This window comes from Mycobacterium sp. MUNTM1, from assembly GCF_054660795.1.
In genome coordinates, this window is sequence record NZ_BAAGDE010000028.1 from 59,544 (window position 1) to 72,876 (window position 13,333).

Consider the following 13,333-nt stretch of genomic DNA (forward strand, 5'->3'; position numbering starts at 1 on the left):
CATCTGGTGTTGGGGCGGCCGGCAGGTATGGCTTGTAAGAGTTTGAACACAGACTGCGACAATTTGGGATGTAGACACGTTTGGCTTGGATGTCTACTCTGGTGCTCGTGGTCCTCCAGATTACGGATGATGCTGGACGCGCTGCACGGATTGCCGCGGCCCGGGAGCAGTTCCCGGACAACGCCGTTGACGTGTTCGTGGACAACATGTTCCGGACCGATGTTCTTGTTGATGCGGTTGCCGAGGAGCTAGCGGGGAAGGGACCGGTGGGGTGGCGAAGGTTCGACGAGGCGTTGGCACTGGCCAGGCCGTCGGTGAGGGGTGCGCCAGTCAGCCTGGAGCCGATGCTTGAGCCGTTGCTGAGGCCTCCCTCGTGGTTCGATGCCGCACAGGTGCGCTGGGGTGCGGCCCTGTGGTGGCGCTTTTGGTTGTCCAATCAAATCGGCCTCACAGGCGCGTTGCGTATCGGCTACAAGTACGGCGACTTGAACAAGCCGCAGGCGATGAATGGTCATTCCACGGTGATGGCCGCTCGCCGGTATGAGGAAACGGGTCGCTGGGTTCTCGACGCGACGGAACCGGGCGCCCTGATCCCAGGTGGCAACGGATTCGCCGCAACGGTCAAGATTCGGCTGGTGCACGCCATGGTGCGGCGGCGGCTACGCACCGACCCACGGTGGAACACCACAGCATGGGGCGCGCCAATTCACCTGGCGGGCATGGCGGTGACCAATTCCGCGTTTCTGGTCCTCCCACTCGCGGCACTGAAGATGGTAGGGGTCGAATTCACCGACGACGAATCCGACGCCGTTCGGGCGCTGTGGTGCTGGATCGGATACCTGATGGGGATACCCGACGACCTGCTGCCCTTCACGATCGAGAACGCCGGCCTCGTCACGCAGCTGGCCAACGCCATCTTCGCACCAGCCGACCACGACACGCGTGTCCTCGACAAAGCGGTGATGCGCAACGGAATTCGAGCTGAGCGCGCCCTACCGCGCCTCGCGCGGCCTGCCGCGGCTCCGCTGTTACGTCCCGCCATCTCCTATGTCATCTGGGGCATCTCCAACACCATCGTCAACCAAATCGAGGAGCATGCTGACGATCCCGAGAAAGTCGATCACCCGGTAGCGCGCGCCCTGCGTCCCGTGGTAGCTCGCCGCGAGCGACTACGCAAATCCGGGAAACTGGGGTCGGACTACCGGATCGCGGAGGGGCAACGCAACGCGGTCACGCGCGCGCTGACTCTCATCGATGCCGCACCGCGCTCCGTGCACCCGCGGGAAGCGGTGCTGGCCACGTCATGACGGCAGAGGCACGCGAGCAGATCGTCGAGGCTGCTATCAAACTCTTTGCCGATCAGGGAATTGCGGCGACATCGATGGCGCAGATCGCCGAAGCCGCCGGAATCTCGCGAGCCTGGCTATACCGCAACTTCGACAACCGAGACCCCATCGTCAAGACCGCTTTGGCCCGATACTCCGGGCGGACGGCCGCCATGCTGACCGCAGCCGACCGCGCGGAGCGGCCGGTGGATCAAGCGGTGATAGCTGTCTTCTGCCATTTGGTGACCACCGGACGAGCCGCGCGCTACATCCCTGAAATCCTCATGACCGATCCCGACACTGTGATCGGGCCGGCGGTAGCCGAACTGGAACGCTATCTGGTGACCCAACGCGCAGTGCTGTCGAAGTCACGCGGACGTGTCGCTGCCGAGGCGATTGCCCGGCTGATTCTCTCGACCATCACCACAGCGAGCGTAACGATGGATTTCGACAATCCCAAGGCGGTGAGAGCATTCGCCAAACAGGTTGTGCCCCAGCTCCTAAGCCCCAGGTGACCTTGCCCCCTCATATGCACATGTGCCGACGGCAACATGGAGTTGTCGGCCCTTCGTAGGTCCAGCTGCGAATGCTGCCCAGGGACTTTGCCGGTGTCGCTCACACACAGCGGTCTCGGTGGGAGGTCGCTGGTAACACGGCGATCGGTCGACTGCGTGGCAACTCTGTCAGGCAATGCTGTCGACAGCGGTAGCCAGTCGTCGTCGGAGCCGACAGGCAGGATGCGTGGGTTCGTGATGTGCACGTCGCACTTACCGGCGCACCCTGCCGGCTTCAGTAACGTCGATATCTTCCGGCATACTTTAGGCCTCCAAGGTCGCCTGCCTACCGAGTGCGAACGTAGTCGCGACGTCGGGACGAGAGAGAAGAAACGGCATGGTGTCGTCCTGGATCAGTCCGAAAGCATGCAAGGGTGTGCGCAGCGACATTGCCGGGCGCGGGCTGTTCGCGGTCGTGCCGATCCGCGCTGGTGAGATCGTCGCGGTGAAGGGCGGGCACATCGCGACGACGTCGCAGCTGGAGGAACTTCCCGACCCACTGCCGAACTCTGAGATTCAAATCGCCGACGAGCTCCACCTCGTGGCGTTTTCGCCGGACGAATACGAACCGGTGATGCTGTTCATCAACCATTCTTGTGAGCCAAACGTAGGTTTCGCTGGCAACATCGTGCTGGTGGCGATGCGCGATGTCGCCGCCGGCGAGGAACTCACCACCGATTACGCCTTATTCGACGACTACGACGGCCAGATGGAATGCAACTGTGGCAGCGCCAGGTGCCGCGGCGTGATTGACGGGCACGACTGGCGCAAGCCCGATCTGCAGCACCGATACGGTGGCTACTTCTCCTGGTATCTGCAGCGCAAGATCAATGAGTCATGATCGTGTCTCCATCTCAGCTACATTGCAATACACATGAACTGCTGTGGTGCATAAGCGATTTCACTGCAATTCCACTCACTCTGCCGGTCGAGTGCACGCATTAGAATCGTGCGCTATTCGAAGTTCACCGATGTGACCCTGCATCCGAGATCGTCAGCATGTCCGAGGCGCGCAGGGAGGATGCGCAGCATTCAGAAGCGCACAAGCGATGTTCATCGCCAACTCGGCGGGCTTTCCCGTGACCCATGAGCCGCGGACTTCTGCACGCCGGGCCAACAGCGATGCAATCGGTGAGGCAGTCTATGGTCGCATCACGGCCAGAGTAGAGTACGGGTCCAAAGTTCGTCGCGACACCGGTATTGGACCCGCATGTGCATCCGGTCCTTGTCGGCTTGCCAAAACTCGACGGTGTTGGCGACGAGCGCATAGACCTGCCATGACGGCGCGACCAGAGTGGGATCGGCGACAAGTTGACGCTCCGCCTCGGCCACGGCTTCTGCACAGGCTGCTTGGTTGACGAGTGGCTGGCTTTCCTTGCTGGCCAAGGCAACGGCGCGCGCACCGGTGGACCGTGATCGGAAATCTGCCGCGCTGAGTTGGACGGGACCGGTGACCACCGAGCCGCGTACCCGGATTTGTCGAGCCACCGTGGGCCAGTAGAAGGTGAGTGCGGCTTTAGGCTGGGTTGCTAGCTGGACGCCTTTGGCGCTTTCGGAGTTGGTGGCGAACCACCAACCGTGTTCGTCGAGGTCCTTGAGGATCAGCACGCGGGCATCTGGGGCGCCGGTTTCATCGCTCGTTGACAAGGTCATCACGTGCGGTTCCACAACGCCTTCATCGACTGCGTCGCGAAGCCACTGCGCAAACAGCTCCACTGGCTCGTCAGGGAGAGCGCTGGTATCGAAGTCCGGAATGACGCCGGCAAAGACGGGCAATGAGCGGAGGAATTCACGCACGCGACGACGATACCGGCTGTCGCGGCGATCGGTGTTGCGCGCCGCGGGCCGTTGGTTTCAGGCAAATCGCTCGCGACAACGATATCGGCCGCCCAGCGGCGGCCAGTCCATTCAACGGCACCCATAAAGTACGCGAGCGCAACGACTTTCGGGAATGTCTCGAACTGCGGGGCACCCGCATCCTGGCACCTGAGTAGCATCGGAACGGTGCTGAAGCGCGTACCTATGCTATGAGCATGCCTTCCTTCGTCGAGCCGCACTTCGATTCTGTAGCCCTGGTGACCGTCGATGTTCAAGCCGACACCCTCGATGGCGGAGCGCTGGAGATCTCGGGGACGTCGACTGCCGTGCCCCGGATCGCCAGGCTGTGTCAGGCATTTCGCGACGCTAATTTGCCGATCGTGCATATCGTGCGGCTCTACCTGGCCGATGGAAGCAACGCCGAGCTGGTACGCAAAGACCTTGTCAGCGGCACCACCCCGATGCTGCGTCCAGGCACGCCCGGACGGCTGCTGGCCCCCGGCCTCACGCCCGAGCCGGACACCCAATTCGACGACGAGCTGCTGCTCTCGGGGCGACCTCAGCGGCTTGGCGATCGCGAGATCGTCCTCTACAAGCCCCGGTGGGGCGCCTTCTTCGGCACCATCCTCGACGACCATCTGCACGCCAATCACGTCGATACCGTGGTGGTCGCCGGATGCAACTACCCGAACTGCCCCCGCGCAACCGTTTACGAAGCCAGTGAGCGTGACTACCGGATCGTGCTCGTCGAGGACGCGGTGTCCGGGCTCTACGAACGCGGCCGCGCCGAGATGATCAGCATCGGCGTGACCCTGCGCCTCACCGACTCGGTGATCGCGCATCTCCCCAAGGCAGCATGCGGCAGAGCCGCACAGCAATGAGGTCGGCAGCACTGCACACCGCGGCCATCGACTGTGGTTGGCTGGTCATTAAGGCCGGTGCGCGAAGGTGCCGATGGCTACAGCCGCGCAAGGGGGTGTCGATGCCTGTTTCCGGTGTTCTCGCCAAGATCGTGAGTTTTCTGCGAGCCGGTTACCCTCAGGGAGTTCCGGCGACTGACACCTTTGCGTTGTTGGCACTGCTGCGCCGGCGCCTGTCGGACGACGAGGTGATACAGGTCGCCACTGTGCTCATCGAGCACGGCGACCTCCCCATCCAGGCAACCGATATCCGGGTCATGATCACCAAGATCACCGATCAGATGCCCTCACCCGTTGAGGTCGAACGCGTCAGGAAGTACCTCGGAGAACGCGGTTGGCCCATTAGCGACCAATTCCCACCACTGGGCGCATAAGTTACGCCGAGCTTGAGCCTGTTCCTGCAGCGGCTCCGGCGGGAGGCGCGGGGCGAAACGCAGCTTCTTGGGCGCATCGATGGCGTTACTGTGCAGTGTTATGCAGGAGACGCGCCTGGATACTGCACGGATCCGTGAAGCTCTGAGCAGCAATTTGGGCACGATCGAACTGTCCTCGCTGAGGCTGGATGGCCGATTCACTCGCATGATCCGTAATCGGTTGTTGCAACTCGAACCGAACTCCAGATCGCGCTCCCATGAAGCGGGTGGTTCTCGGAAAACACCTGCTGTGGGATCTAAAAGTGGACTGGGCCTTCAACGAAGGCTAGCGGTTGCACCATCTGCTCGTCCGTGGGTGTCGTGTGGGCAACCTGTTTCAGGCACGCGCATGCTGTAGGCGCAAGTCACGCTGCATGAACGTGAAGTCCGGTGCGGTGAAACCAAATTCGGCGTAGAGGCTATGTGCGTCGCTAGTGTGCAGCATCCATCGGAAGTCCCGACCGGGGCCACCGTCGATCATGAGGCGCAGAATCCCGGTGCCGATGCCACGGCCGCGCGCTTGGCGATCGACGTACACATCGGCCAGATAGGCCAGGGACACACTGTCGGAGATCGCGCGTGCAAAACCCACCATCTGGCCGTTAACCGTGTCGTAGGCTCCGACCACGCGCCAGGCAGAATCAAGTTGTTGGTCGAACATGCCGCGGCTTCGGTATTTGGCCCAGTAGGCGTTTTCGCTCAGTTCGCGCCAGAGCCAGTCGCGATCCACGCGCTCCACGTTGGCGCAAAACTCGATGCCGGCATAATCGCGCGGGATCTGTGTCATGCGGTCAGTATTCCGACAAGGCATCCGGCCGCGCTACTAGATTTCGGCCGCCGTTTGACCCTGGCCCGTGTGCAGGGGTTGATCCTGACGCTAGGTGAGGTTCTAACGTTCTGATTTGTGGGTGGTTTCGAACGTGCGGGGGCAGCCGATCAGGTGTGGAAGGTCGGTGCTCTTGCGGAGTTGACCGGACTGACGGTGCGGGCATTGCATCACTACGACCACATCGGCCTGCTGGTGCCGTCGCGGCGGTCGGGGTCAGGTCACCGACTCTATGACGGCACCGATGTCGCCCGGCTGTACCGGATATGCGTGCTGCGGCGGCTGGGATTCTCGCTGGAGCAGGTTGCCGATGTTCTCGACGACCCGCAGTGGCAGATCAGACAGACGATGCAGCGGCATCTGGAGGACACCCGCCGCAGGGCCGCGCTGGCAGCCGATCTGGCGGCCCGCTTGTCGCGAATGTCCAACGCACTCAACGATGTCGACCTGCCGACCGCAGGTGAATTGTTCGCAACCATTGAGGAGATGACCATGTTGGAGTCCACCGTTCATGGCACTACGGCCCTGCTCGTTTACGACGATTTGCCCGCCGCGCATGACTACTTGGTGCGCGTGTTCGGGCTGACCCCAGGACCGCTGCAACGCGACGATCAGAACCGGTACTTCCACGCGGAAGTCAGCGCGGGCAGCCATGTGATCTGGCTGCACCCGCCCGCGACGGACTACCAGTCGCCCAAGGCAGTAGGTGCTGCCACCGGCATGACCGTGATCAACGTCGATGACGTCGATGCTCACTACCGCCGCTGCGTAGCGGCGGGCGCGCAGGTTATCGAGGAGCCTGTAGATCAGCCCTACGGTGTTCGGGAATGGGGCGCCCGGGACCTGGAAGGCCAGCTCTGGTACTTCCACTCACCGCTGCAGTAATGGGAGGCTGGTGCTAGTCGCGTACCGTCGGGTCAAGGGACAATGCGGACTGTGGACGAGCCCAATTTCCTGACGACGACGCGCGACGGGTACGACCGGACGGCCGCGTCGTACGCTCAGCGTTTCCACTGTCACCTCGATGACAAGCCGCTAGATCTTGCCGTGCTCAAGGCATTTGCCACGTTGGTGATGATGACGCAGAACAAGCGTGTTGTCGACGTCGGCTGCGGGACTGGGGCGACTACCCAGATCTTGTGCGGCCATGGCGTTGAGGCATGCGGAATTGACTTGTCAACCAATATGATTGACCAGGCTCGACGTCTCAATCCGGATCTAGGGTTTCAGGTTGGCTCCATGACATGTCTTGACGTTCCTGACGCCTGCGTTGGCGGGGTCTGTGCATGGTATTCGATCATTCACTTCCCCGACCCGCACCTTGATGATGTATTCGACGAGTTTTCTCGCATCCTGATCCCCGACGGTCTGCTACTGCTGGCATTTCAGGTCGGAGACCAGCCCCGAACCGTGCACCAGGCATTCGACCAACAGGTCGAACTGACGTTTTTCCGCCGGCAACCCGACGACATTGCTGGCCGACTCAAACGGGCGGGCCTGCACCGGTATGCCGAACTCGCCCGCGAACCTGACAACGACGGATTCGAATCAACTAGACACGCCTACCTCATCGCCCGAAAGTAATTGCCACCGAGGACACCCACTACTGCGCCATCATGGCTTCGCTGGGCGTGAGCGTGTCGAGGCGTCAGGCCGAACCCGTGCTACAGCGTCGGCGCTGCAATCGTCGCCGCGCGAGCGCAGCCCACCGATCACGCCATCAATATCGGCCGCCGGCCGATTCTGGCTCAGCTTGGCCTTGGCCTCGATCCGGCTGATCACCAACTCGATACCCACGATGGCGCGCAGTTGCCCCGCGATGAACTCCGGCGGCGCATCCTCGACGGACCATGGATGGATGGTGTCTGCTTCGTGCTTGACGGTCAGGCGGTGCACCACATCTTGGACCCACTCAGGGTCGTCATGCACAACGAGCTGCCCATAGATGTGTGCAATCACGTAATTCCAGGTAGGCACAACCCGGCCATGCTCGGCCTTCGACGGATACCAGGACGGGGATATGTAGGCGTCAGGCCCGTGGACGATAATCATTGCGTCTCCCGTGGGCGCGAGCTTCCACTGAGGATTGTTGCGCGCAACGTGACCATGCAGCGCGCCCCGCGTGCCGTCACCGGGTACGTAGATGAACGGCAGCATGGTCGCGACAAGCCCCTGCGTGGTGACCGTCACCAGGTCCGCAGCACCATGCCCGTCCAGCAGCTCGTCAATAACGGCATCGCCAGCCGCGAAGTGAACGGGAACATACATTTCGCACCCTCCTGCGCAAACTCCTTGGCCTCCAAGGGTAACCACCCCTGGGGAGCAAGCTGTGGCAGCCGCTACGGCGGTGACGCACGCCCGCGTTCTGACACATCCGAACGACGCCTCAACGGGCTGACCCTAGAGAGTGCCGACACGTCGTGAGGATCCAGCGCTGGGCCGGATCGGACGAACATCCATGAGCGGAGATCGGAGACTCGGAATCGTCTTAGTGTGGGACGCGACACCGCGGATCCGGATCACGATCCGTATGAAGCTCCTGATCGAAGGTAAGCGCACATGTCGACCTGCGAGAACTCGTCCCGCCATGACCCGCACCAGAGCAAGTACGCAAATCTGGGGCGGGTGGTCGCCGCTCTGGGATGCAGTGCGCTGGTGCTGTAGCCCGGGCACAGCAGCAACTACGATCTCCGAGGCAGCGAGGAGCTTTTGGTGGCCGATGATTTGGACCTAGCAAAGCCTGTCGGCATTGATCAGGATGCGTGGACGACGATCCTGGCCCACCGGAACAGACTGCGCGACGCCACGCGCACAGCTGACAGAGCACTTGTATTGGGGCGCGCCAAAGAACTTGCCGAATCGGTTGCCCGCGTTGTTATCACTGAGCGTGGCCAGGTCGCCCTGTCGAACAGCAGTTTCCCAGACCTGATCAAATCAGCGCACGAAGTCCTGCATCGTCAGCCGGGGCAGGACCTCAGTAACGACACGCATTTGCGTGCGCTGGTGCAGGGTGCGATGAAAATCGTCATACGCGTCGGCGATATACGCAACTCACATGGATCGGGTCACGGCCGGGCTCGCGAGCCGCACGTCGAAACTGAAATGGCAGCTGTCGCCGTGGCGGGAACCATGCTCTGGGTCCGTTGGGCATTGGGCCGCCTGGCACCGCTAATCCTCGGGCAGCCAACGACTTTGATTAGTGACTTGCTTGCCGGCGTGCATTTCTACACGGGAATCCTCGCAGCGCGCCTGCAGGCAGCCAACATCGCGGCTCTCGACACGCCGATTCAGCAGAGATTGGGAAATGCGGTCGGTATCCGCGCCATGCGCGACACGGTGCTGGTCCAGCGAGAGGGAGTTCGTGCATGCGCGAACTCCGACTCACTCGATGAATGGCCAATGCCTTACCGGCGTGGTTTGGTGAACGCGCTGTTTTTTGATGAAAACGGCAACGTCCGAACCGCCCGTTGGGCGATCGAACTCGTGCCAGACATCATCGCACCCGCCCCGGACCAGCAAGCCGAGCTCGACAGGCTTCTGGTCATGCTGGGCAGCGAGCAACGCGGTACCGGAAACCTGGACGACCAACGGTTCTGGACCGACGTCAAGAAGCTCGCGGCAAAGTTCGACCCTCCCGCACGCGCCAAATGGTCACGCATCACCGAGCTGTTCACTTGGGAACCGCCGCCGTTTTGAGACACGCAATCCGCCTTCCCGCGAAGATGCAACGTGGACTGCAACAGTTGCTCTGATAGCGATCGTGACAGGAGGAGTGCTAGCGTCTCGAACCCTGAACTCCTCAAGTGATCAGCTACATCCACGGTGGATGGACTGCAGGTAGCCCACACGCCCATACTTCGCTTGGGTAGACGTGCGTTCCGACGTCACTGCCGACAGTCGATGCTCCCATCATCGCGGCATCAATGCGAGTGCCCTTCTCACTTGCGAGGGCGACAACGTCGCACCTTCCACCCCAACCACAACATCAGACCAGAGTTTGAAGGCACAGTGAATTCGGTGTCGCGCCAGCAGTTTTAGCATCAATTCTTCAGACAAAACCTGATCCGGCCCGACTATCATGGCCGAATGCAAGACCCCGACTCACCTACCATTGCACTGGTTCAAGCCCTGCTCCGGACTGTCGCCGCATTCGATCTCACGCCGGACGATCGGGCCACAATCGAACTCATCCGCTCCGACATCACGACCGCGCGGACCGCAACGTCTACCCAAGGCGACGTTCCCGAACTTCAGGGAACACTCCTCGCCGTTTCCCGCGAACTCGCCGACGAGCTCGGAACCATCGCTCGCAAGTATGCGTGAATCCACATCTCCCACGGGCCCACATCACTTTCGGGCGCGATGGGCAAGTTTGCCAGGGTCAATGATGAAAAGAGTCTTACCTTCTTGGCGGATCCAACCTCGCTGGGTGAAATCCGAGAGTACTTTGTTGACCGTTTCGCGCGACGATCCAACGAGTTGCGCGAGCTCTTCCTGAGTGAGACCGAGATCGACAGCGATAGTCCCTTCATTGCTTGCGCCGAATCGTTTAGCCAGATCGAGCAGTTGTTTAGCCACCCGGCCGGGAACGTCGGTAAAGATCAAGTCGCACAGCGCGTCGTTGGTGCGGCGTAGTCGACGCGCCAGAACTCGCAGCAGCTGTTGCGCGATGTCGGGATAGGCGGAAATCCAGGCGCGAAGCGCGCGGCGATCCATCCTCACTGCGTGGACCTCCGTCAGCGTGCTCACAGTTGAGGTTCTCGGGCCCGGGTCGAACAATGCGAGTTCGCCGAACATGTCGCTGGGGCCCAGCACCGCGATCACGGATTCACGGCCATCAAGCGTCTTGCGGCGGATCATTACTTTGCCGGCCAGCACGATGTACAAGTCGTCACCCGACTCACCCTCGGCGAACACGGTGCGCCTAGGGGGAAACGACACTTGCTGAAGGTCAGCAATCAACGCCGCAACGGCATCAGGAGCAACACCGTGCAGGATTCCGGATCGAATTAGAACATCTTGCACGGCAGTACCTCTCGCGAACCACGGGTGTGGACCACCCCACCTCCCCACCTCACAAGCACGTTTGCTCAGGCGCCGCCTGCGTGCTGTTCGCGTGGAATGTTAGCCGATCTAACCCTCGCGACGTCCCGGCCGCTGGCCAGGGCGCTGGGAACGCTCATCTCGGCAGCACCCAATAACCTTGGCCAGGATCGTTCAGCGGCCAGACCGTCGACCACTGCGCTGTAGCAAGAGCAGCCGGCCCGACACGAACGTCCTTGATTTCGGACATCTGTCCTGGGTTACAGACGATATGGTATCTTCGGCAGCATGTCTGACGACGGCTATGCCGTTCCCCGGTCCCCTTTAGGCGATGCCGCAAACGACGTTGGCCGCAACCTGTCCCCCGCCGACACAAACTGGCTCGCACATCTGGTGGTGGGCTACCTGCACCGCCGCGCCAAAGAAGCCCCCCACGCCACCGCCCGCGAATACACCCTTGACGTTCTCACGGTGCTCAACGACATCCACAATGCCTCCGAGCAGTACCTACGCAACGCGGTCGCCGGCGCCCGGCGCGAGGGCGCCACCTGGACCCAGATCGGTGAACGCGTCAACGTAAGCAAGCAAACTGCCTATTCGCGGTGGGGATCCATCATCGAACACCGCGACGGACAGTCCTTCGTCGTCGACGTCATCCGCGACGCCGAAATACCAATGAGACGCATCGGCCCCGACACACCCCCCACCAGGGCCCAAGCTAACCCGATCCCTCCGACGCCAGACCAAAGTCGCACCATCGCCGAACACTTCGCCGGCACCGAAGGCGCCGACCCCGAAAACCTCGACATGATCGCCAACGCCGTCATCACCCTCGCCCGCGGACTCACCGACGCTGGCGGCGGCAACTGGGACAACCCAGCTGACACCAACCACTACCTGCAACTCGCCCTAACCATCGCCCACCCCAAAACAGGCGCCAAAAATTGAGAGGCGGCAACACAGAAGACGAACGTGTCGCCCCGCGAGCCGGCAACCGTGCCAAGATCGCGACGAACGCCGGTGCGGCAAGGTTGATCCAGCTGCCTGAGCTGGCCGCATCGGTAGCGGCACGCGTTAGCTACTGGGCCTGGAACTACAGCGTCGAGCGCCTCATCGCCGCACTACGCGAACAATTGCGGCCACGCCCATGACGAAGGCGCGCCGCTCGCCCTGGCTTAACGACCGCGCCGGGCTGCTCGTTCGGCTATTGGCCGACCACGGCCTATCTATCAGCGAACTCACTGCGCGCCAGGATATTTCCGACTACCTTGACGCGGTGGCCGCGCGAATGCGTATCGACCGCCAAGCCGCCAAGCCGTACGTCAGCGATGACGTGATCCGCGGCATCGCCGACCGAATCGCCGCCATCATCGACAATCACGGCAGGCTGGTCGACCTTGATGCTGAACGACGTCGGCGACGGGGCTAAGTAGCGCTGCTTCACATGACAGTCGCGTTAGACGGTTGATATCTTCCGTTTATGCGAAGTGCTACTGCTTGGGTCTTGATGCAGAGTCGACCAAACGTTGCCTGAGCGCGGTTGACGCCACCACGCCGGCGCCTGGATACCCCTTACCCTGCAAATCAGGCACACCCACCTATGCGAGGACCAATGAATTCCCTTGCGGTGAGGCTTGTCTCGCAGTAGGCAATGTTTGGTAGCGCAGGAACTGCGCATACCATGAGGCCCGTTCCAGGTCATCGCTGTTCAGGGCTTCACGCGTGGCCGCGTACAAATAGCCGGCGATCCGCGAATCGTAGTGTCGTGGTCGGCTGGTAAGGACGGCTTCACCGGTTTCTGACCAGCGTGAGGCGAACATGGACGCTGATTCGAGGTGCGCTTGTCCTGGCCGGTTCAACCGCGCAGTGGGCAATCTCCATGTCGTGACAGCTGTGTCCAGGATGTAGTCGATCTCGGCCGCCGTGAACGTTTCGGCGCGCATTGTGTAGGCGGGGCAGGTGTATTGCTTCGGCGGCGGGGTGTAAAGGTGGCGGATGGCCCACGCCGCATCCATCGACATCGGGGTGAAAGGCACTCCGGGATCCCGGATTTCATCCTTGCGGGTGAAAGCGCACGCGTGTCTGATCATCGACCGATTCAACTGGGGATGATTGTCGATGGCCGCCAACAGTTTCGTCATGGTGTCGGCATTTCCCGCCCACCGCGCCCGGAATTCGTCGCCCAGATGGAAACGCTGCAGCAGCAGAACCGCTTTCGAGGGAATCAGAAGATCTGCAGGCAGGATCGACAAGTCATCGCCGGTCGCGATAACGATCGCATCGATAGCTCCGTCATTGAGAATCGCAACGACAAGCGATGGTATCCAAGGGATTTCACGCATTTGGGTGATCATCGACGCGGTGTAGTTGATGGTGAGACGGGCTTCGGGGGGTAGGTGTTCGAAGTGGTCGGGGGCGTGGCGGGGCACCGGCA

16 protein-coding genes are annotated in these 13,333 nt (G+C 61.6%); 11 read left to right on the forward strand and 5 right to left on the reverse strand.

Annotated features, from left to right (window positions below; translation table 11 throughout):
- Positions 1-107: 107 nt before the first annotated feature.
- From ACYQ8K_RS17155 to ACYQ8K_RS17165, 3 genes are all read left to right on the forward strand, one after another.
- Positions 108-1,307: an oxygenase MpaB family protein gene (locus tag ACYQ8K_RS17155; RefSeq protein ID WP_459970767.1), complete on the forward strand. Its 1,200-nt coding sequence runs from the start codon at positions 108-110 to the stop codon at positions 1,305-1,307.
- Entirely contained in the window at positions 1,304-1,840 is a 537-nt protein-coding gene (locus tag ACYQ8K_RS17160) for a TetR/AcrR family transcriptional regulator (protein WP_459970769.1), read from the forward strand. Before ACYQ8K_RS17155 ends, ACYQ8K_RS17160 begins: the two co-directional genes overlap by 4 nt.
- 376 nt (positions 1,841-2,216) lie before the next feature.
- Positions 2,217-2,720: an SET domain-containing protein gene (locus tag ACYQ8K_RS17165; protein ID WP_459970771.1), complete on the forward strand. Its 504-nt coding sequence runs from the start codon at positions 2,217-2,219 to the stop codon at positions 2,718-2,720.
- 311 nt (positions 2,721-3,031) lie between these two features.
- Here ACYQ8K_RS17165 and ACYQ8K_RS17170 read toward each other — a convergent pair whose 3' ends face one another.
- Positions 3,032-3,676 carry a pyridoxine/pyridoxamine 5'-phosphate oxidase gene (locus ACYQ8K_RS17170; protein ID WP_459970773.1) on the reverse strand — a complete coding sequence of 215 codons (645 nt, stop codon included), beginning with the start codon at positions 3,674-3,676 and terminating at the stop codon, positions 3,032-3,034.
- A 236-nt stretch (positions 3,677-3,912) separates the two neighbouring features.
- On the opposite strand from ACYQ8K_RS17170, the gene ACYQ8K_RS17175 reads away from it, so the two are divergent.
- Positions 3,913-4,578, forward strand: a complete 666-nt coding sequence (locus ACYQ8K_RS17175; RefSeq protein ID WP_459970775.1) for a cysteine hydrolase family protein — start codon at positions 3,913-3,915, stop codon at positions 4,576-4,578.
- 101 nt (positions 4,579-4,679) lie between these two features.
- Positions 4,680-4,991 carry a DUF3349 domain-containing protein gene (locus ACYQ8K_RS17180; protein ID WP_459970777.1) on the forward strand — a complete coding sequence of 104 codons (312 nt, stop codon included), beginning with the start codon at positions 4,680-4,682 and terminating at the stop codon, positions 4,989-4,991.
- 376 nt (positions 4,992-5,367) lie between these two features.
- On the opposite strand, the gene ACYQ8K_RS17185 is transcribed toward ACYQ8K_RS17180, so the two are convergent.
- Positions 5,368-5,817, reverse strand: coding sequence for a GNAT family N-acetyltransferase (locus ACYQ8K_RS17185; RefSeq protein ID WP_459970779.1), 450 nt, complete (start codon positions 5,815-5,817; stop codon positions 5,368-5,370).
- A gap of 117 nt (positions 5,818-5,934) precedes the next feature.
- Here ACYQ8K_RS17185 and ACYQ8K_RS17190 point away from each other — a divergent pair, with 117 nt between their 5' ends.
- Positions 5,935-6,741 (forward strand): MerR family transcriptional regulator, encoded by an 807-nt coding sequence (locus ACYQ8K_RS17190; protein ID WP_459970781.1) that lies wholly within the window; start codon positions 5,935-5,937, stop codon positions 6,739-6,741.
- A gap of 51 nt (positions 6,742-6,792) precedes the next feature.
- On the forward strand, positions 6,793-7,440 hold the full coding sequence (locus ACYQ8K_RS17195; RefSeq protein WP_459970782.1) for a class I SAM-dependent methyltransferase: 648 nt from the start codon (positions 6,793-6,795) through the stop codon (positions 7,438-7,440).
- Between the two features lie 30 nt (positions 7,441-7,470).
- Here the strand turns inward: ACYQ8K_RS17195 and ACYQ8K_RS17200 are convergent, their stop codons facing one another.
- Entirely contained in the window at positions 7,471-8,124 is a 654-nt protein-coding gene (locus tag ACYQ8K_RS17200; protein ID WP_459970784.1) for an FMN-binding negative transcriptional regulator, read from the reverse strand.
- Between the two features lie 444 nt (positions 8,125-8,568).
- Between ACYQ8K_RS17200 and ACYQ8K_RS17205 the strand changes: the two genes are divergently transcribed.
- Together ACYQ8K_RS17205 and ACYQ8K_RS17210 are read left to right on the forward strand one after the other, a co-directional pair.
- Positions 8,569-9,552, forward strand: a complete 984-nt coding sequence (locus ACYQ8K_RS17205; RefSeq protein WP_459970786.1) for an abortive infection family protein — start codon at positions 8,569-8,571, stop codon at positions 9,550-9,552.
- A 390-nt stretch (positions 9,553-9,942) separates the two neighbouring features.
- Complete coding sequence (locus ACYQ8K_RS17210) at positions 9,943-10,179, forward strand: hypothetical protein (RefSeq protein ID WP_459970788.1); 237 nt, start codon at positions 9,943-9,945, stop codon at positions 10,177-10,179.
- Between the two features lie 24 nt (positions 10,180-10,203).
- On the opposite strand, the gene ACYQ8K_RS17215 is transcribed toward ACYQ8K_RS17210, so the two are convergent.
- A complete protein-coding gene (locus ACYQ8K_RS17215; RefSeq protein WP_459970790.1) occupies positions 10,204-10,881 on the reverse strand; it encodes a Crp/Fnr family transcriptional regulator in 678 nt (225 codons plus the stop codon).
- A gap of 306 nt (positions 10,882-11,187) precedes the next feature.
- Here ACYQ8K_RS17215 and ACYQ8K_RS17220 point away from each other — a divergent pair, with 306 nt between their 5' ends.
- Entirely contained in the window at positions 11,188-11,847 is a 660-nt protein-coding gene (locus ACYQ8K_RS17220) for a hypothetical protein (protein WP_459970792.1), read from the forward strand.
- Between the two features lie 199 nt (positions 11,848-12,046).
- A complete protein-coding gene (locus ACYQ8K_RS17225; protein WP_459970794.1) occupies positions 12,047-12,328 on the forward strand; it encodes a hypothetical protein in 282 nt (93 codons plus the stop codon).
- Between the two features lie 169 nt (positions 12,329-12,497).
- On the opposite strand, the gene ACYQ8K_RS17230 is transcribed toward ACYQ8K_RS17225, so the two are convergent.
- On the reverse strand, positions 12,498-13,333 hold an 836-nt coding region (locus ACYQ8K_RS17230), incomplete at its 5' end, for a hypothetical protein (RefSeq protein WP_459970796.1).